This window comes from Rathayibacter sp. PhB1 (genome assembly GCF_004362935.1).
In the GTDB taxonomy this organism is placed as follows: Bacteria; Actinomycetota; Actinomycetes; order Actinomycetales; family Microbacteriaceae; genus Rathayibacter; species Rathayibacter festucae.
In genome coordinates this window covers 531,383-549,954 of the sequence record NZ_SNYD01000002.1, presented here as the reverse complement: position 1 = coordinate 549,954, position 18,572 = coordinate 531,383, and the positions used below count along the sequence as shown (strand labels likewise).

Sequence of the window (18,572 nt, the reverse complement as noted above, 5' to 3'; positions counted from 1 at the left end):
CCGCTCAGGACCCGGGCGACGGGGTCGGCGACGCAGGGGGCGACGCGGTGACCGTGCCGGTGCCGAAGAGGCTCGTGCCGTGCTTGAGCAGCGCCTCGTAGGCGCCCTGGTAGGTGGTCGGCAGGTCGTCGCCGGGCTCGCCGTAGCGGGCGAGCAGCAGGCCCATCAGCCCGAGGGCCGGCGGGCTGAGCGGCTTGTTCCGGTTCGCGTTGGCCGGGTGCGGCGGGGTCGCCTCCGGATTCGGCGGGAGGTACTGCGGTACGGTGGTCGGCCAGTCGTCGATCTGCCGCGGGGTGTCGAGGGTGACCACGCCGAAGAGGTCGGGCGCGTCGGCGTCCCTGGCCGTGAGCGGCTCGAGCCCGTGCAGGCGGCTGAGGGTGCGGATCAGGGCGCCGTGGTGCATCTCGTCGTGCAGGATCGTGCCGGCCCGCGTGTAGGCCGAGATCGCGATCGCCGGCACGCGGCAGCCGAGGCGGTCGAAGCCGAAGCCCATCTCGCCCTCGCGGCCGTCGCCGGGCGGCGTCGCGGCGGGCGGCGGCACGTGGTCGTAGAGACCGCCGTGCTCGTCGAAGGTGGCCAGCAGCAGGGTGTTGATCGCGTTCGAGCCGGTCGTCGACGCGCTCTCGCGGATCGCCGAGTAGATCTCGTGCAGCAGCAGCTCCCCGGCGCGGACGTCGGAGAGCGCGCTGTCGTAGAGCGGCTGCCCGTCGACCTCGTCCTCGTGCAGGACGCCGGTCGGCGGGTGCATGTCGTTGTGGTCGAAGACGAGCCGCGGCTCGACGAAGGCGTAGTCGGGCAGCTCGCCGTTCGCGACGTCCGCGTAGAACTGCTCCATCGGGGCGAAGTTGGTCTTCCAGTACTTCTCGAGCACCGGTGCGTGCAGGAAGCCGGTGTAGGAGACGACCTGCAGCACGTCGAAGTAGACCCGCCAGCTCTTCCCGGCCTCCTCGAGGCGGTTGAAGACCGTCGGCGCATCGGCGAGGTCGTCGGCGAGCCACTTCTCGTAGCCGCCGCCGTGCTTGTTGGTGACGAAGCCGTGCGAGGTCGAGGCGTGGAAGAAGGAGCGGTTGCAGAAGGTCTGCGAGGGGACGGCGCAGAACCAGTGGTCGAAGACGGCGAACTCGCGGGCCAGTGTCGAGAAGACGGGCAGCATGTCGGGCGAGAAGCCGCCCATGATCGTGCCGTACTCCTCGCGGGTGGGCTCCTCCCCCTTCTTCAGGTGGCGGAGGTTCTGCACGTAGTCCTCGAGGAACCCGCTCATCGTCGGCGCGGAGGCGTCGGCGGGCGCGTTGAAGGGGGCCGTCATCGCGCCGACGGACGCCCCGGCGTTGGACGGCGGGTCGATCGTGCCGAAGAGCTGGGTGTTGACGTGCGGGTACTCCTCGCCCGGGTCGGGGTCGGGCTGGCGCATCACCGTGTCGGTCGCGCCCTGGTAGACGTGCGCGGCGACGGTGTCGCCCGCGGCGGTGGTGTTGGAGTGCTCCCCGCTCTGCAGGCCCTCGAAGGTCTCGCCCGCGGGCGGGCCGTCGGCCGTGTGGAGCTGCCCCAGGATGTTGTCGAAGGAGCGGTTCTCGAACATCACGACGACGACGTGGTCGAAGCCCGGCTCGCTGCGCTCGGGCAGGGGCGACTCCGCCTCGCGGTCCCGGCCGGAGGCGACGGCCGCGCCGATCGCTCCGCCGGTGAGGCCCGCGGCGGCGACTCCGCCGGCGACGGCGCTGCCCGCGAGGAAGCGGCGGCGGGAGCGGGAGCGAGGGGCGTCGTCTCGCGGGATGCGATCGCCGCCGCCGTCGGTGCCGCTCATGCGTCCCGCCCTTCCCGCGTGCCGCGGATCCGTGCCTCCGGGGAGTGTAGCGACGCGCCCGGGGCGGCGGCTCGGAGCATCATGAGGGCCTGATCGACGTCGTCCGGCTCGGCGGTGACGCCCGCCACGGCGAGGGCAGCGGCCAGGGCCGGCCCGATCGAGCGCTCCGGGTCCTCCGGCGCGAAGGCGGGTGCCGTGCGCGGGTAGCGCGACAGCGGCCGGGCGGGCCCGGACAGCGCCTCGGCGACGGCGAGCACGCCGTCGTCCGCCAGCGCCCGGCGGTCCGCGGCGAAGCGGGCGCGGTGCAGGAGGGCGGGAGTCGCCGGGCCGAGCCGAGCCGTCAGACGATCACCGGGCCGCGCGCTCGAGGCGACGAGGAGGGCCGGGACGTCGCCGGGGCGATCGGCGTGCCCGCGCGCGGTGACGAGCAGCAGCACCCGGCGCCCGGCCGACTCCGCCGCCCGGACCGCGACGACGGTCTCGTGCAGGAGCCGCTCGGCGACGCGCGCGTCCGCGGACCGCGAGGCGCTCGGGTCGCCGGTGGCGGCGAAGTCGGCCGGGTCGACGAGCGAGCGGGGCTCGACCAGGACGACCGGCGGCAGAGAGCCCATCGCGGCCGCCTTCGCGAGTCCGGAGAGCGGGAGGAGTGCTCCCCCGGCAGCTGCCACCGTGGGATCGCGGTGCATCGGGTCGGGGTCGGCGAGGAGCGTGGTCGAGACGCCCTGGCGGTCGTCGACGACCAGGGACCAAGGGGTGCCGGCGTGCCGGGCCGAGTCGAGCAGCAGTCGGAGCGGGTCACGGCCGTCCGCGCGCCAGTGGTCGGCGCGCGCGAACGAGTGCGCGAGCAGCGTGTGCACGGGGAGCATCGCGGGGGCGAACCGGTCTCCCGCGGTTCCGGGGCCGGGGGCGGTCAGCACCTCGTCGGTGCCGCCGGCGAAGTCGCTGCCCGGCTCGCCGTCGAGGGCACCGAAGACCTGGGCGCGCGGCCGACCGGCGAAGGAGAGGACGACGAGGTGGTCGATCCGGGCCAGTGCGGCGGCGGCCTCGCGCTCGCGAGACGTGAGCGGCACGGCGCGGGCGGCGGCGTCCAGCGCGGTCGAGGCGGCCTCGGCGAGGGAACGGCGGAGGAACGCCCGCCGCTCCTCGCCGGGCCGGTCAGGCATCCGCGTCGGGGGTCTCCTCGGCGGCGGGCGCATCGGCGGTCTCGGCGGCCGGCGCCTCGGCGGCGACCGGGTCGGTGCCGTCGGCGGCGGGAGCGTCGGCGACGGGCGCGCCGCCGACCGCCTCCTCCGAGGCCGAATCCTCGGGCAGCGCGATCGCGTCCGGCCCCTCGGTCACGAGCAGGTGGAACTCCGCGGCGGTGATGATCCGGACGCCGAGCGCCTCGGCCTTGCCGAGCTTGCTGCCGGCGCCGGGGCCGGCGGCGACGTAGTGCGTCTTCCTGGAGACGCTCGAGCCGGCCTTGCCGCCCGCGGCGAGGATCGCCTCCTGCGCGCCCTCGCGGCTGTAGCCCTCGAGCGAGCCGGTCGCGACGACGGTCAGCCCGGCGAGCACGCCGCCCGCGGCGTCGGCCGCGCCGGGGCCGGGGTGGCCGGGCGTGGCGAACTGCACGCCGGCCTTCGCCCAGCGGTCGACGATCTCGGCGTGCCAGTCGACCTCGAACCAGGCGAGCACCGCGTCGCCGATGATGCCGCCGACGCCGTCGACCGCGGCGAGCTCCTCGCGGCTGGCCGCGCGGATCGCGTCGAGCGAGCCGAAGTGGCCGGCCAGGGCGCGCGCGGCGACCGGGCCGACGTGCCGGATGCTGAGCGAGACCAGGAAGCGCCAGAGCGGCGAGGTCTTCGCCTTCTCGATGTTGGCGATCAGCGCGAGGCCGGTCGTCGACGGGACGTACTCCGCGTCGCCGCCGAACACCTCCGCCTCCGGGTCGAACGGGCCGTCGCGCTTCTGCCGCTTGCGCTTGAACGGGCCGACGACCTTCGCCTCGCCCCGGTCGTCGAGCTTCTGCAGCCCGGTCTCGCTGTCGCGGACGACGACCTCGATCGGGAAGACGTCCTCGATCCGCAGCTCGAAGAGGCCGGCCTCGGTGTCGAGCGGCGGCTCCGCGGGCACGAACGGCTGGGTCAGCGCCGCGGCGGTCACCTCGCCGAGCACCTCGATGTCGAGTGCGCCGCGGCTGCCGATGTGCTCGACGCGGCCGCGCACCTGCGCGGGGCAGGAGCGGGCGTTCGGGCAGCGCAGATCGACGTCGCCCTCCTTGGCGGGGGCGAGGGTCGTGCCGCACTCGGGGCACTGCGTCGGCATCACGAACTCGCGCTCGCTGCCGTCGCGCAGCTCGATCACCGGGCCGAGCACCTCGGGGATGACGTCGCCGGCCTTGCGCAGCACGACGGTGTCGCCGATCAGCACGCCCTTGGCCTTCACCACGTCGGCGTTGTGCAGCGTGGCCTGGCGCACCTCGGAGCCGGCGACCTTGACCTTCTCCATCTGCGCGAACGGGGTGGCCCGGCCGGTGCGGCCGACGCTGACGACGATGTCGAGGAGCTTGGTGTGCACCTCCTCGGGCGGGTACTTGTAGGCGATGGCCCAGCGCGGGGCGCGGCTGGTGGCGCCGAGCTCGTCGTGCAGCTCGAGCTCGTCCACCTTGACGACGACGCCGTCGATCTGATGCTCCACAGAGTGACGCTCGCGGCCGTATCGCTCGACGTACTCGAGGACTTGATCAATGGTCGCTGCAACTCGATTATTTTGACTTACTGGCAAGCCCCACGAAGCCAACAGCTCGTATACCTCAGATTGGCTTTCCACTGGAGGGTTCGGCCATGCTCCGATTCCATGAACGTAGAAAGCAAGTGAGTTTACGCGAGCCTGAGCGGCTTCTAGATCTCTACCGTGCTTCTTTCCGAGCTGCTGCCGAAGCCCCCCACTCGCCGCATTCCTTGGATTTGCGAATGTAGGGAACTGCCTGAGAGCACTCTTGCGGACGCGAAGTTCGTCAAAGCTTTCTATTGTTCGGCCTGGAGCAGCGAGCCATGCCTGAGTCCTCTCGTGCACAACTTCAAGGCGTAAGCGCTCTTGAAGACGATTCAACTCTTCGAACTCTGCCACTGGGATGAATACTTCCCCGCGGATCTCGACGACCGGAGGATGACCGTGTCCGCGTAGAAATTTCGGAATCGACTTGATGGACAGAGCGTTCTCAGTAACATCTTCACCGACTATTCCTGTGCCGCGAGTTGCTGCGGTGATTAACTTCCCGTCGACGTATCGAAGCGAAAGCGCGAGGCCATCGATTTTCAACTCTGAAAGCCAACGAATCGGGCGATCGCTGTCACGCAACGTCTTCTCACACCAGTCGCGCAATTCCTCAGAGGAGAAGACATTATCGAGCGACAACATCTGCTCCGCATGGACAACGGGTGCAAGATCGACTGCCGCCACTCCCCCCACCGTGTGCGTCGGAGAATCCGGCTTATCGATCCCTGAGTCCTTTTCGAGGTCCTCCAGTTCCGCAATCAGCCGGTCGTACTCAGCGTCGGATATGTTCGAGAAATCGTCAGCATAGTATGATTCTCGCGCCTCCTTGATCTGAGCACGTAGTTCTTCCGCGCGGTAGAACGCATCAACGGACGCCATCAGAGCACCGCCCCGCTCGCGGAGGCACCGGCGAGGTCGGCCGCGACCGTGCGGTCGATCGTGCACTGGCCGAGCACGCGGGTGCCGAGGTAGACGACGGCCGTCTGGCCGGGGGCGACGCCGTCGAGCGGCGAGTCGGGAGTGATCACGAGCTCCACCTTCCCAGAGACGTCCGACACGACCGCGGTCGCCGGGACCGGGTCGGCGTGCGCGCGGATCTGCACGTCGCAGCGGAACGGCGTCGACGCGTCCTCCGGCGCCGCGCCGGCCCAGGTGAAGCGCGAGCCGGCGATCTCGCCGATGCGCAGCGCCTCCCGCGGACCGACGACGACCTCGTTGGTCTTCGGCCGCACCTCGAGCACGAAGCGCGGTCGTCCGTCCGGCGCGGGAACGCCGAGGTGCAGGCCCCGGCGCTGGCCGACGGTGTAGCCGTGCGCTCCCTCGTGCGCCCCCACCACCGCGCCGTCGCGGTCGACGATCGCGCCGGTCTCGGGGGCGACGCGCTCCGAGAGCCAGCCGCGGGTGTCGCCGTCGGGGATGAAGCAGATGTCGTAGCTGTCCGGCTTGTTCGCGACGCTCAGGCCGCGGCGGGCCGCCTCCGCCCGGACGACCGCCTTCGACGGCGTCGAGCCGAGCGGGAACATCGAGTGCTCGAGCTGCGCGGTGGTGAGCACGCCGAGGACGTAGGACTGGTCCTTCGCCTCGTCGCTCGCGCGGTGCAGCTCGGGGCTGCCGTCGGCCGCGGTCTCGAGGGAGGCGTAGTGGCCGGTGCAGACGGCGTCGAAGCCGAGGTCGAGCGCCTTCTCGAGCAGGGCCGCGAACTTGATCCGCTCGTTGCAGCGCATGCAGGGGTTGGGGGTGCGGCCGGCGGCGTACTCGGCCACGAAGTCGTCGACCACGTCGAGCTTGAACCGCTCGGAGAAGTCCCACACGTAATAGGGGATGCCGAGGACGTTGGCGGCGCGCTGGGCGTCCATCGAGTCCTCGATCGTGCAGCAGCCGCGGCTGCCGGTGCGCAGCGTGCCGGGCATCCTGCTCAGCGCGAGGTGCACGCCGACCACCTCGTGCCCCGCCTCCACCGCGCGGGCCGCGGCCACCGCCGAGTCCACTCCACCGCTCATCGCCGCAAGAACCTTCACCGTCCGAGTCTACGAGCGGGCGGCGGGCGTGCGGTGTGCGCGATTCGCGGCGGTCCGTCCCCGGTCGCGTCCGATCTGCAGGCGGTCGCGCGCGTTCGGCGCAGACCTGCACGGAGGATCGGGCGACTCGCGCCGGACACCTGCAGAACGGACGAGCGCCTGCACAACGGGTGGCACCGCGCGGAGGCGGCGTCAGGCGGGGAGCACGGCGCGGCTGGACAGGCCGGCGCGGGCCGCCCGCGCGTACGCGTCCGGCAGCGCCGCGAGCAGCGCGTCCACGTCGGCGTCCGTCGTGGTCCAGCCCAGCGTCATCCGGAGCACGCCGCGCGCCTCGTCCTCGCTGCGGCCGAGCGCCAGCACCACGTGCGAGGGCTCGGGGATGCCCGCCGTGCAGGCCGAGCCGGTCGACACCGAGACGCCCGCCATGTCCAGGAGGAAGAGGAGCGAGTCGCCCTGCGCACCGGGGAAGGCGACGTGCGCGTTGCTCGCGACCCGCCGACCGGAGTCGACGGCCGGCCCGGTCAGCGTCGCACCGGGGACGGCCGCGAGGATCCCCGCGACGAGCCGGTCGCGCAGAGCCGCCAGTCGCAGCGCCTCCTCGGGCAGCTCAGCGACCGCCTCCGTCACGGCCGCCGCGAACGCCGCCGCCCCGGGGACGTCCTGGGTGCCCGAGCGGACCCCGCGCTGCTGGCCACCGCCGTGCAGGACCGGCACGACCCGGGCGTCGCGCGCCAGGACGAGGGCGCCGGTCGCGATCGGCCCGCCGACCTTGTGACCCGAGACGCTGACCGCGACGAGACCCGCGCCGTCGCGGGAGCCGGAGGCGCGCCGCACCGCCGCGATCTCGAGCGGCACGTGGCCGAGCGCCGCGACCGCGTCGAGGTGCAGCGGCACGCCGGCCCGCGCGCAGACCGCGGCCAGCTCGGCGACCGGCGCGATAGTGCCGATCTCGTTGTTCACCCAGAGCGCGGAGACCAGCGCGGCGGAGCCGGGATCCGCGGCGAGCGCCGCCTCGAGCGTCTCGGGCCGCAGCGTCCCCTCGGCGTCGAGCTCGAGCCACTCGACGCGGGCGCCCTCGTGGGCCGCCAGCCACTCGACCGTGTCGATCGTGGCGTGGTGCTCGCCGCCGGGCACGAGGATGCGCGTGCGCGCCGGGGACTCCGCAACGCGCTGCCAGTAGAGGCCCTTGAGCGCCAGGTTGATCGCCTCGGTGCCGCCCGCGGTGAGGATCACCTCGATCGGCTCGCAGCCGAGGGCGACGGCGATCGCCGAGCGGGCGTCCTCGAGCCGGCGGCGCGCCTCCTGGCCCGAGCCGTGCACCGAGGAGGGGTTGCCGGGCTGCGCGGACGCCTCGGCGAAGGCGGCGAGCGCCGACGCCCGGAGCGGGGTGGTCGCCGCGTGGTCGAGATAGATCATGGCGCCCTCCGTCCCGCGTCCGGGGTGCGGAGCAGGTCTCCGGCCCCTCACTACTGTAGGTCGCATGCAGACACGCGACTCCCTGGCCCGCCTCGGAGTCGTCGTGGACGCGGAGGGCGGTGAGCTGCGGGTCTGGTCGGAGCACGCGACCGCCATCGATCTGCTGCTCTACGACGAGAAGGACCCGAGCTGGGTCACCCGCACCGTCCCGCTGACGCGCGGGGAGGACGACGTCTGGTCGGCCCGGGCCGCGCAGCTGACCGTCGGCCGCCGCTACGCGATCAAGGTGGACGGGCCCTCGGGCGTCCCCGGCCGCTTCGATCCGCGGGTCCCCCTGCTCGAGCCGTACTCCCGCGGGCTGCACCGGGTCGCCGAGAACGAGTGGCGCTCCGTCGTCGTGGACGACTCCTTCGACTGGGGCTCCTCCGAGAAGCCGCGCACGCCGCTGGACCGCACGGTGATCTACGAGGCGCACGTGAAGGGCCTGACCAAGCTGAACCCGGCGCTGCCCGTCGAGCTGCGCGGCAGCTACGCGGGCCTCGCGCACGAGTCCACCGTCTCGTCGCTCCTCGACCTCGGGGTCACCGCCGTCGAGCTCCTCCCCGTGCACGCGTTCGTCTCGGAGCAGCGTCTGCTGCGCCAGGGGCTCACCAACTACTGGGGATACAACACCCTCAACTTCTTCAGCCCGCACGCCGCCTACGCCTCCCCCGCCGCCCAGCGCGGCGGCCCGACCGCGGTGCTGCGCGAGTTCAAGGGCATGGTCAAGCTGCTGCACGAGGCCGGGCTCGAGGTGATCCTCGACGTCGTCTATAACCACACCGCCGAGGAGGGGCCGCAGGGTCCGCGCTCGAGCCTGCGTGGCATCGACGACCGGGCGTACTACCGCCAGACCGGCGAGGGCCACTACATCGACGTGACCGGCTGCGGCAACACGATCGACTTCGGCCGGCCCGTCGCGCAGCGCCTGGTGCTCGACTCGCTCCGCTACTGGTCCGACGAGGTCGGGGTCGACGGCTTCCGGCTCGACCTCGCGGCGACACTGGGGCGCGACGAGATCGCGCACTTCCAGCGCGACCACCCGCTGCTGCGCGCGGCCGTCGAGGATCCGGCGCTCGCCGACGTGAAGATGATCGCCGAGCCCTGGGACGTCGGCATGGGCGGCTGGCAGACCGGCAACTTCCCCGACGGCTGGTCGGAGTGGAACGACCGCTACCGCGACCGCGCGCGCAACTTCTGGCTCTCGGACATCGACTACGCCCGGCGCGCGGGAACGGCGCCGGTGGGCATCGGCGGCTTCGCGACCCGGCTCTCCGGCTCGTCGAACACGTTCTCGCTCGAGCGCGGGCCGCTCGCCTCCGTCAACTTCGTCACGGCGCACGACGGCTTCACGCTCGCCGACCTGGTCTCCTACAACGTCAAGCACAACATCGGCAACGGGGAGTCGAACCGCGACGGCGCCGACACCAACCGCTCCTTCAACCACGGCTTCGAGGGCCCGACCACCGACGACGGCGTCAACCGGGGCCGGCGGAAGGCGATGCGGAACCTGCTCGGGACGCTCCTGCTCTCGGCCGGTGTGCCGATGATCACAGCCGGCGACGAGTTCGGCCGCAGTCAGCGCGGCAACAACAACGCCTACTGCCAGGACTCGGACCTCACCTGGCTGCGCTGGGACGGGCGCAGCGACTGGCAGCTCGAGCTGCGGGAGCACGCACGGACGCTCATCCGCCTGCGCCGCGAGCACCCGGCGCTGCGGCCCTCGCACTACGGGCGCGGCGGTGCGGTGACGCCGGGTGCGACGAGCATGCAGTGGTTCGACGCGCACGGGCGGACGATGTCCGAGCACGACTGGACCTCGGCGGAGAACCGCACGCTGCAGTACCTGGCGGCGTCGACTCCCGAGACGGAGGAGTTCGACCGCGTCCTGCTGATCGTGCACGGCGTCGAGGCGGACACCGCGGTGGTCCTCGCCGAGAGCGAGGGCGTCACCGGGTACACCCGTCTGTGGAGCAGCGAGGAGGCGGTGCCGCTCGAGCACGGCGAGACGTTCGAGCCGGGGCAGGTCGTCCGCGTCGCCGGCACGTCGATGCAGCTCTTCGCCGCGCACGGCCCGCGTCCGGCCGCCGCGAGCTGATGAAGGGCGGACCGGGGACGCCGGCGACGCTCGCGCTGACCGCGGCGGGGATCGCCTTCGTGCCGCGGGAGTACCGGCACGATCCCGGAGCGGCGAGCTACGGCGGCGAGGCGGCCGAGGCGCTCGGGGTGGAGCCGGAGCGGGTGTTCAAGACGCTGCTGGTCGACGTCGACGGCGAGCTGGTCGTCGGCATCGTGCCGGTGACCGGGCAGCTGGGGCTCAAGGAGCTCGCGGCGGCGGTCGGCGGCAAGCGGGCCGCGATGGCCGACCCCGCGCTCGCGCAGCGGCGCACCGGCTACGTGCTCGGCGGCATCTCGCCGATCGGGCAGAAGACGCGGCACCGCACGGTGCTCGACGAGACGGCGGAGCTGTACGACACCGTGCTCGTCTCCGGCGGCCGCCGCGGCTTCGACATCGAGCTCGCGTGGGCGGACCTCGTCGCCGCGACGGGCGCGATCGTCGCGGACATCGCGCGCTGAGGGCGGGCGGGTCTCGATACGCCGCTGCGCGGCTACTCGACCAGCATGCATCTGAACGGAGGCCGCCCCCATGCTGATCGAGCAGCCCTCGCAGAAGGCGGATCGAGACATGCTGATCGAGTAGCCCGCGGAGCGGGCGTATCGAGATCCACCGTCCTCCGATGGGCGGGTCTCGATACGCCGCTCCGCGGCTACTCGACCAGCATGACTCCGAACGGACGCTGCGCGGCTGCTCGACCGGCACGCGGGCGCGTCAGCCGGCCGCCGCGACCAGGCCGAGCTCGGCCGAGCGGGCGAGCAGCGGGTGCCGCGGCACGACGCGGACGGTGTAGCCGAAGGAGCCGCTGCGGTCGAGGACGATCTCGCCGGCGTAGGGCACGCGGCCGACCGCGTCGGCGGGCACGACCGCGCCCGACTCCTCGGCGACCTCGAGCTCGTGCAGGCGGACGTCGACGAGCGAGCCGTCCGCCGCGGTGGTGCCGGAGACGACCTGCACCACGACGTCCTCGGGCGAGAGCTCGCCGAGGCGCACTCCCGCGCGCAGGGCGAGCCGGTCGCCGCGCTGGGGCACCGCGTCGATGCCGCCGGACTCCACGGAGGCGACCGCCACGCCCGGCCAGCCCGCGCGCACCCGCTGCTTCCACGCCGACAGCTCCTTGGCCGGCTCGAAGTGGTCGGCCGCGATCTCGCGCCCGGCCTCGGCGGCGGGCTGGTAGAGCGCCTCCACGTACTGGCGCACCATCCGCTCGGCCGACAGCTCCGGCGAGAGCGTCGCCAGCGTGTGCCGGATCGAGCGCACCCAGCGGCGCGGCACCCCGTCGTGGTCGCGCTCGTAGTAGCGCGGCACGACCTCGCTCTCGAGCAGCTCGTAGAGCGCGTCCGCCTCGAGCGTGTCGCGCGACTCCGGATCGAGGTCGCGGTCGGAGGACGGGATCGCCCAGCCGTTCTCGCCGTCGAAGTACTCGTTCCACCAGCCGTCGAGGATCGACAGGTTCAGCGAGCCGTTCAGCGCCGCCTTCATCCCGGAGGTGCCGCACGCCTCGAGCGGACGCAGCGGGTTGTTCAGCCAGACGTCGGTGCCCGGGTAGAGCAGCTGCGCCATCGCGATGTCGTAGTCGGGCAGGAAGACGATCCGCCGGCGCACGTCCGGCTCCTGCGCGAAGCGGACCAGCTTCTGGATCAGCCGCTTGCCCTCCTCGTCGGCCGGGTGCGACTTGCCGGCGATCACGATCTGGATCGGGTGCTCCGGGTGCGTCAGCAGCGCGCGCAGCCGCTCCGGGTCGTGCAGCATCAGCGTCAGCCGCTTGTAGGTGGGCACGCGCCGGGCGAAGCCGATGGTGAGCACGTCCGGGTCGAGCAGCTCGTCCAGCCAGGCCGGAGTCAGGCCGCCGGGGTTCTGCTCGCGCCAGGAGCGGGCGGCGCGCGCCCGGGCGTCACGCACCAGCTGCTCGCGCATCGAGCGCCGCGCCTGCCAGAGCTCGCCGTCGCTCAGGGCGCCGGACGCCCAGTCGGCGCGGGTGGTGTCGTCGGTGCCGAGCCGGTCGCGGGCGAGACCCCGGAGGATCGGATCGGTCCAGGTCGCCGCGTGCACGCCGTTGGTGACCGAGCCGATCGGCACCTCCGCCGTGTCGAAGCCCGGCCAGAGACCGGAGAACATCGAGCGGCTGACCTCGCCGTGCAGCTTCGAGACGCCGTTGGAGCGCTGCGCCAGGCGGAGCCCCATGAACGCCATGTTGAAGACGTCGCTCGCACCGCCCGTGGTCGACTCGGAGCCCAGCGCCAGCACGTCCTCGATCTGCACGCCCGGCAGCAGCTCGGTCGTGAAGTACCGCTCGATCATCCCGCGGTCGAAGCGGTCGATGCCCGCGGGCACCGGCGTGTGCGTGGTGAAGACGGTGCTCGCGCGGACGACCTGCAGGGCCTGGTCGAAGTCGAGGCCCGAGCCGATCAGGCCGGAGATGCGCTCGAGACCCTGGAAGCCCGCGTGCCCCTCGTTGGTGTGGAACACCTCGGGGAGCGGCGTGCCCGAGACCTCGGCCCACAGCTCGAGGGCGCGCACGCCGCCGATGCCCAGCAGCAGCTCCTGCAGGAGGCGGTGCTCGCCGCCGCCGCCGTAGAGCCGGTCGGTGACCGTCCGCAGGGCGTCCTCGTTCTCGCGGACGTCGGTGTCGAGCAGCAGCAGCGTCACCCGGCCCACCTCGGCCCGCCAGACCCGGGCGTAGAGCGCGCGCCCGTCCGGCAGGGCCAGCACGATCCGCGCCGCGGAGCCGTCCGCCAGCCGCACGATCCGCAGCGGCAGGCCGTCGGGGTCGAGCGAGGGGTAGGACTCGAGCTGCCAGCCGTCGGCGGAGAGGCCCTGGGAGAAGTAGCCCGAGCGGTAGAAGAGGCCGACGCCCGTCAGCGGCACGCCGAGGTCCGAGGACGCCTTGAGATGGTCGCCCGCGAGGATGCCCAGGCCGCCGGAGTACTGCGGGAGCGCCGCGGCGATGCCGAACTCGGGCGAGAAGTAGGCGATCGAGCGCGGCGCCGACTCCGGCAGCGACTGGTACCAGCGCGGCTCAGTGCGGTAGCGCTCGAGGTCGTCGCGGAGGCGCCAGGCGTCGTCGACGAAGCCCTGGTCGCGGGCCAGCTCGGCGAGGCGCTCGGGCGCGATCGCGCCGAGGAGCGCGGTCGGGTCGCCTCCGCTGCGCTGCCACAGCTCGGCGTCCGCCCGCTCGAACAGGCGCCGCGTCGGCTCGTGCCAGGCCCAGCGCAGATTGCCCGCCAGCTCGCCGAGCGCGGACAGCTCGGGCGGCAGGACCGATCGGACGGTGAAGCGGCGGATGGCCTTCACGGCACTCCTCGACTCTCTGCCGGTACGGCGACCGGCTGATCCCGGCGACTGCGGACCCCGGCGAGCACCCCCTGCGGACGGCCGGGGCGGTCGCGCTCGCACACTGTAGCGGAGTGCCCGCGGGCGCCGTCGGCCGTGGCGCCGACCCTTTTGCACAGCGGCGCGCGCGTTCGCAACCGGCGTGCCAAAGGCATCGCCGGTCGCTACTGTCGTGACGTGGCTCAGACACCTTTCGGCAAGGCTTCGCACGGCAAGGACGCACGACGAGCGGCTCGGGGAGGTGCGGCCCGCGAGGAGACTCCGGCCGCGCAGACACCCCCGTCGCCCGAGGCGGCGGCACAGGATGCGCAGGATCGCACCGCACCGGCTCCGGCCGCGCAGGCGCAGGCACCCGTGGCACCGGGGACGGCCGACGCGGCGCCGGCTGCCGAGGCTGCGGCGGAGACCGCGGAGCAGTCCCCTCCGACCGGCTCCGGCTACCGGGTGCGCGCCGAGCGCATCCCGATCATCGATCCGCAGCCGCGGCTCGAGGACGACCGCTGGCCGGCGAAGGCCTTCGTCGGAGAGGTCGTCCCGTTCGCGGCGACGGCGTTCCGCGAGGGGCACGACCTGATCGGCGTCGACCTGCTGCTCACCTCCCCCGCCGGCACCGAGTCGGAGCACCGGATGGCGCTGATCGCCACCGGCACCGACCGCTACGGGCGCCTCGTCCTCCTCGACGACGAGGGCGACTGGACCTACCGCATCCGCGCCTTCGCCGACGACTGGGCGACCTGGCTGCACACCGCCGAGGTCAAGATCCCGGCCGGCCTGGACATCGCCGTCTGCTTCGCGATCGGCGAGGGCCTCCTGCGCACCGCGGCCGGCGACGACGCCCGCTCCGAGGCCGAGCGCTCCCTGCTCTCCGACGCCGCCGCCACCGTGGCGGACGAGTCGCTTACCCCCGAGGCGCGCCTCGCCGCGGCCGAGTACCCCGCCGTGCACGGCGCCTTCACCGCGCGCCCCGTGATGAGCCTCGCGAGCGTCTCCGAGCCGCGCACCGTGCATGTCGAGCGCACCCGCGCGGGCGTCGGCGCCTGGTACGAGTTCTTCCCCCGCTCCGAGGGCGCCGTCCGGAACGAGGACGGCAGCGTCACCTCCGGCTCCTTCCGCACCGCGATCGACCGCCTCCCCGCCGTCGCAGCGATGGGCTTCGACGTGCTCTACCTGCCGCCGATCCACCCGATCGGCCGCAACTTCCGCAAGGGCCCGAACAACACGCTGAACGCCGGCCCGGGCGACCCCGGCTCGCCGTGGGCGATCGGCGCCCCTGAGGGCGGCCACGACGCGATCCACCCCGACCTCGGCACCGTGGAGGACTTCACCGCCTTCCACGACGCCGTCACCGCCGCGGGCCTCGAGCTCGCGCTCGACTTCGCGCTCCAGGCCTCGCCGGATCACCCCTGGGTGACCAGCCACCCGGAGTGGTTCACGACGCTGCCGGACGGCTCGATCGCCTACGCCGAGAACCCGCCGAAGAAGTACCAGGACATCTATCCGATCAACTTCGACAACGACCCCGAGGGCATCCGCCAGGAGGCGCTGCGCGTCCTGCGCTACTGGATCTCGCTCGGCGTGAAGATCTTCCGCGTCGACAACCCGCACACCAAGCCGCTCGACTTCTGGGAGTGGATCATCCACGAGGTCAACGCCGAGAACCCCGAGGTCGTCTTCCTCGCGGAGGCGTTCACCCGCCCGGCGATCATGCGGGCGCTCGGCAAGGTGGGCTTCCAGCAGTCGTACTCGTACTTCACCTGGCGCAACACCAAGGAGGAGCTCGAGGAGTTCTTCACGAGCATCTCGCACGAGACGGCCGACTACATGCGGCCGAACCTCTTCGTGAACACGCCGGACATCCTCACCGAGTACCTCCAGTACGGCGGCCGCTCGGCCTACAAGGTCCGCGCCGCGCTCGCCGCGACGGCCTCACCGCTCTGGGGTGTCTACGCCGGCTACGAGCTGATCGAGAACGTCGCGCGCCCCGGTGCCGAGGAGAACATCGACAACGAGAAGTTCGAGTACAAGACGCGCGACTGGGCCGCGGCCGACGCCGACGGCTCGACGATCGCCCCGTACATCACCCGGCTGAACGAGATCCGCCGGGCGCACCCCGCGCTCGCCCAGCGCCGCAACCTGCAGGTGCACGGCAGCGACGACGACGCGATCCTCGTCTACTCCAAGCACCTGGACCGCGCGTTCACCGGCACCGGCAGCGACGACACCCTCCTGGTCGTGGTCAACACCGATCCGCACTCGGCACGCGAGACCACGGTGCACATCGACCTGCCGTCCCTCGGGCTGGACTGGAGCTCGACCTACGAGGTCGAGGACCTGATCACCGGTGCCGTGTGGACCTGGGGCAGCGACAACTACGTGCGGCTCGACTCCTTCGTCGAGCCCGTGCACATCCTGAGCGTGAAGGCGGACGGACGATGACGGTTCCCGAGGACAAGGGCACGAGCCCGGTCGAGAGCACGGACGAGAGCGAGCGCGGGACGGGGCCTGCGCAGGACGTCGTCCCCGCCGAGGCCGGCAGCCCCGCCGACGCGGCGGGCGTCGAGCCGCGAGTGGAGACGGTCGTGACGACCGGCACGAGCTCGGCCACGACCACGGGCGCGCACGTCGCGGAGCCTGCGGCCGAGGAGTCGTCCGCGGCGCCCGAGCGGCTCACCCCGCCCGAGCCCGTCGCGCCTCCCGAGCGGCTCCTGCCGCCCGAGCCTGCCACGGTGTCCGCGACCCCCGAGCCGCTGACGCCGCCGGAGCCGACCGCTCCGTCCGCGACCCTCGAGCCGCTGACGCCGCCCGAGCCGACCGCCGCGGCCGACGCACCGATCGCCGAGACGAGCGACTCCGACCCCGCCCCGGCGCCGGACTCCGACGTCGACGCGCTCCCCGAGTTCCCCGAGTGGGTCCTCCAGCAGCTGGCGACCGGCAGCAACGCGCTCCCCCACGACGTCCTCGGGCAGCACCCGCTCCCCGGCGGCGGCGCGGTCGTCCGCGTGCGCCGGCCGCTCGCCGACGCCGTCACGGCCGTCCTGGCCGGCGGCGTCCGCGTCGAACTCGAGCACCTGCACGACGGCCTCTGGCAGGGCGTCCACGACGAGGACCCGCAGGCGTACACCGTCGAGGCGCACTACGGCGACGGCTCCTCCTGGACCGCCGAGGACCCGTACCGTTTCACCAAGACCGTCGGCGACTTCGACCTGCACCTGATCGGCGAGGGCCGGCACGAGCGGCTCTGGGAGGCGCTCGGCGCTCGTCACCGCGAGCACGAGGGCGTCTGGGGCACCTCGTTCGCCGTCTGGGCGCCGCACGCCCAGGCCGTCCGCGTCGTCGGCGACTTCAACGACTGGAGCGGCGAGGGCCACGCGCTGCGCAACCTCGGCGTCAACGGCGTCTGGGAGATCTTCGTCCCCGGCGTCGAGCCCGGCGCCTCCTACAAGTTCGACCTGCTCTCGCGCGACGGCCGCTGGGTCCGCAAGGCCGACCCGATGGCCCGCGCCACGGAGGTGCCGCCGGCGACCGCCTCGCGCGTCCCCGTCTCCCACCACCAGTGGAGCGACTCCGGCTGGATGGAGCAACGCGCGAGCGTCGACCCGCACACCCAGCCGATCAGCGTCTACGAGATGCACCTCGGCTCCTGGAAGCCCGGTCTAGGCTACCGCGACCTCGCGGACCCGCTGATCGAGTACGTCACCACGCTGGGCTTCACCCACGTCGAGTTCATGCCGCTCGCCGAGCACCCCTTCGGCGGCTCCTGGGGCTACCAGGTCACCGGCTACTACGCCGCGTCGAGCCGCTTCGGCACCGCCGACGACCTCAAGTACCTGATCGACCGGCTGCACCAGGCCGGCATCGGCGTGCTCGTCGACTGGGTGCCCGGGCACTTCCCGAAGGACGACTTCGCGCTCGCCCGCTTCGACGGCGAGCCCCTCTACGAGCACCCGGACTGGCGTCGCGGCGAGCAGATGGACTGGGGCACCTACGTCTTCGACTTCGGGCACACCCAGGTCCGCAACTTCCTCGTAGCCAACGCGCTGTTCTGGCTCGAGGAGTTCCACGTCGACGGCCTCCGGGTCGACGCCGTGGCGTCGATGCTCTACCTCGACTACTCCCGCAAGGAGGGCGAGTGGCTGCCGAACGAGTACGGCGGCCGGGAGAACCTCGAGGCGATCAGCTTCCTGCAGGAGGTGAACGCCACCGCCTACAAGCTCTACCCCGGCATCATGATGATCGCCGAGGAGTCCACCAGCTGGCCCGGCGTCACCCAGCCCACCGTCTCCGGCGGGCTCGGCTTCGGGCTCAAGTGGAACATGGGCTGGATGAACGACTCGCTGCGCTACATGGCGAACGACCCGCTGTGGCGTCAGTACCACCTGGGCGAGATCACCTTCTCCTTCGTCTACGCCTTCAGCGAGCAGTTCGTGCTGCCGATCAGCCACGACGAGGTCGTGCACGGCAAGGGCTCGCTGATCCAGAAGATGCCCGGCGACCACTGGCAGCAGCTGGCGAACGTGCGGGCCTACCTGGCGTTCATGTGGGCGCACCCGGGCAAGCAGCTGCTCTTCATGGGCCAGGAGTTCGGGCAGTACTCCGAGTGGTCCGAGGAGCGCGGGCTGGACTGGTGGATCCTCGACCAGCCCAGTCACCGCGGGCTGTGGAGCCTCGTCGGCGAGCTGAACCGCCTCTACCGCGAGGTCCCGTCGCTGAACGAGCTCGACAACGACCAGGCCGGCTTCGAGTGGATCGACGGCGGTGCCGCGGCGCCGAACGTGATCTCCTTCCTCCGCAAGGACAAGGCCGGCCGCGCGGTCGCGGTCATCGTGAACTTCTCCGGCTCGCCGGTGCACGGCTACCGCGTCGGCCTCCCCGAGGCCGGCCGCTGGGAGGAGCTGCTCAACACGGACGCCGAGATCTACGGCGGCTCCGGAGTCGGCAACTTCGGCGCGGTCGAGGCCCGCGACGAGCCCTGGGCGGGCCGCCCCGCCTCGGCCGAGCTGATCCTCCCACCGCTCGGAGCGCTCTTCCTGCGCCACCTGGGCTGACCGGCACCACCCCACCCGGAGGCGGGCGGAGCGGACGCACACGC

General features: G+C 72.5%; 9 protein-coding genes and 1 pseudogene. 4 read left to right on the top strand and 6 right to left on the bottom strand.

What is annotated here, in order from left to right; all coding sequences use genetic code 11:
• Positions 1-4 precede the first annotated feature (4 nt).
• The 5 genes and pseudogenes from EDF17_RS06695 to EDF17_RS06675 form a co-directional block, all read right to left on the bottom strand.
• Positions 5-1,804 (bottom strand): alkaline phosphatase family protein, encoded by a 1,800-nt coding sequence (locus EDF17_RS06695; RefSeq protein WP_123445756.1) that lies wholly within the window; start codon positions 1,802-1,804, stop codon positions 5-7.
• Complete coding sequence (locus EDF17_RS06690) at positions 1,801-2,967, bottom strand: hypothetical protein (protein ID WP_123445755.1); 1,167 nt, start codon at positions 2,965-2,967, stop codon at positions 1,801-1,803. Before EDF17_RS06690 ends, EDF17_RS06695 begins: the two co-directional genes overlap by 4 nt.
• Positions 2,968-3,112: 145 nt before the next feature.
• A pseudogene (ligA, locus tag EDF17_RS06685) lies at positions 3,113-5,440 on the bottom strand (NAD-dependent DNA ligase LigA); the annotation flags it as partial.
• Positions 5,440-6,579: a tRNA 2-thiouridine(34) synthase MnmA gene (mnmA, locus tag EDF17_RS06680; protein ID WP_185019957.1), complete on the bottom strand. Its 1,140-nt coding sequence runs from the start codon at positions 6,577-6,579 to the stop codon at positions 5,440-5,442. The gene mnmA and the pseudogene ligA, both read right to left, overlap by 1 nt.
• 192 nt (positions 6,580-6,771) lie before the next feature.
• Positions 6,772-7,995 (bottom strand): cysteine desulfurase family protein, encoded by a 1,224-nt coding sequence (locus EDF17_RS06675; RefSeq protein WP_123445752.1) that lies wholly within the window; start codon positions 7,993-7,995, stop codon positions 6,772-6,774.
• Positions 7,996-8,059: 64 nt separating this feature from the next.
• On the opposite strand from EDF17_RS06675, the gene glgX reads away from it, so the two are divergent.
• Together glgX and ybaK are read left to right on the top strand one after the other, a co-directional pair.
• Positions 8,060-10,132, top strand: a complete 2,073-nt coding sequence (gene glgX, locus EDF17_RS06670; protein ID WP_123445751.1) for a glycogen debranching protein GlgX — start codon at positions 8,060-8,062, stop codon at positions 10,130-10,132.
• Positions 10,132-10,611 (top strand): Cys-tRNA(Pro) deacylase, encoded by a 480-nt coding sequence (gene ybaK / locus EDF17_RS06665; RefSeq protein WP_123445750.1) that lies wholly within the window; start codon positions 10,132-10,134, stop codon positions 10,609-10,611. Before glgX ends, ybaK begins: the two co-directional genes overlap by 1 nt.
• Before the next feature lie 253 nt (positions 10,612-10,864).
• Here the strand turns inward: ybaK and glgP are convergent, their stop codons facing one another.
• Positions 10,865-13,444: an alpha-glucan family phosphorylase gene (glgP, locus tag EDF17_RS06660; RefSeq protein WP_123445749.1), complete on the bottom strand. Its 2,580-nt coding sequence runs from the start codon at positions 13,442-13,444 to the stop codon at positions 10,865-10,867.
• Between the two features lie 504 nt (positions 13,445-13,948).
• On the opposite strand from glgP, the gene EDF17_RS06655 reads away from it, so the two are divergent.
• Together EDF17_RS06655 and glgB are read left to right on the top strand one after the other, a co-directional pair.
• Positions 13,949-15,919 (top strand): alpha-1,4-glucan--maltose-1-phosphate maltosyltransferase, encoded by a 1,971-nt coding sequence (locus tag EDF17_RS06655; protein WP_311316438.1) that lies wholly within the window; start codon positions 13,949-13,951, stop codon positions 15,917-15,919.
• Positions 15,916-18,528, top strand: a complete 2,613-nt coding sequence (gene glgB / locus EDF17_RS06650) for a 1,4-alpha-glucan branching protein GlgB (protein ID WP_123445747.1) — start codon at positions 15,916-15,918, stop codon at positions 18,526-18,528. The genes EDF17_RS06655 and glgB overlap by 4 nt, the downstream gene beginning before the upstream one ends.
• The last annotated feature ends 44 nt before the right edge of the window (positions 18,529-18,572 follow it).

Excerpts from the sequence above, each read along its gene's own strand:
- EDF17_RS06695 (WP_123445756.1), bottom strand. The coding sequence starts at position 1,804 with ATGAGCGGCACCGACGGCGGCGGCGATCGCATCCCGCGAGACGACGCC.
- EDF17_RS06690 (WP_123445755.1), bottom strand. The coding sequence starts at position 2,967 with ATGCCTGACCGGCCCGGCGAGGAGCGGCGGGCGTTCCTCCGCCGTTCC.
- EDF17_RS06675 (WP_123445752.1), bottom strand. The coding sequence starts at position 7,995 with ATGATCTATCTCGACCACGCGGCGACCACCCCGCTCCGGGCGTCGGCG.
- glgX (WP_123445751.1), top strand. The coding sequence starts at position 8,060 with ATGCAGACACGCGACTCCCTGGCCCGCCTCGGAGTCGTCGTGGACGCG.
- ybaK (WP_123445750.1), top strand. The coding sequence starts at position 10,132 with ATGAAGGGCGGACCGGGGACGCCGGCGACGCTCGCGCTGACCGCGGCG.
- glgB (WP_123445747.1), top strand. The coding sequence starts at position 15,916 with ATGACGGTTCCCGAGGACAAGGGCACGAGCCCGGTCGAGAGCACGGAC.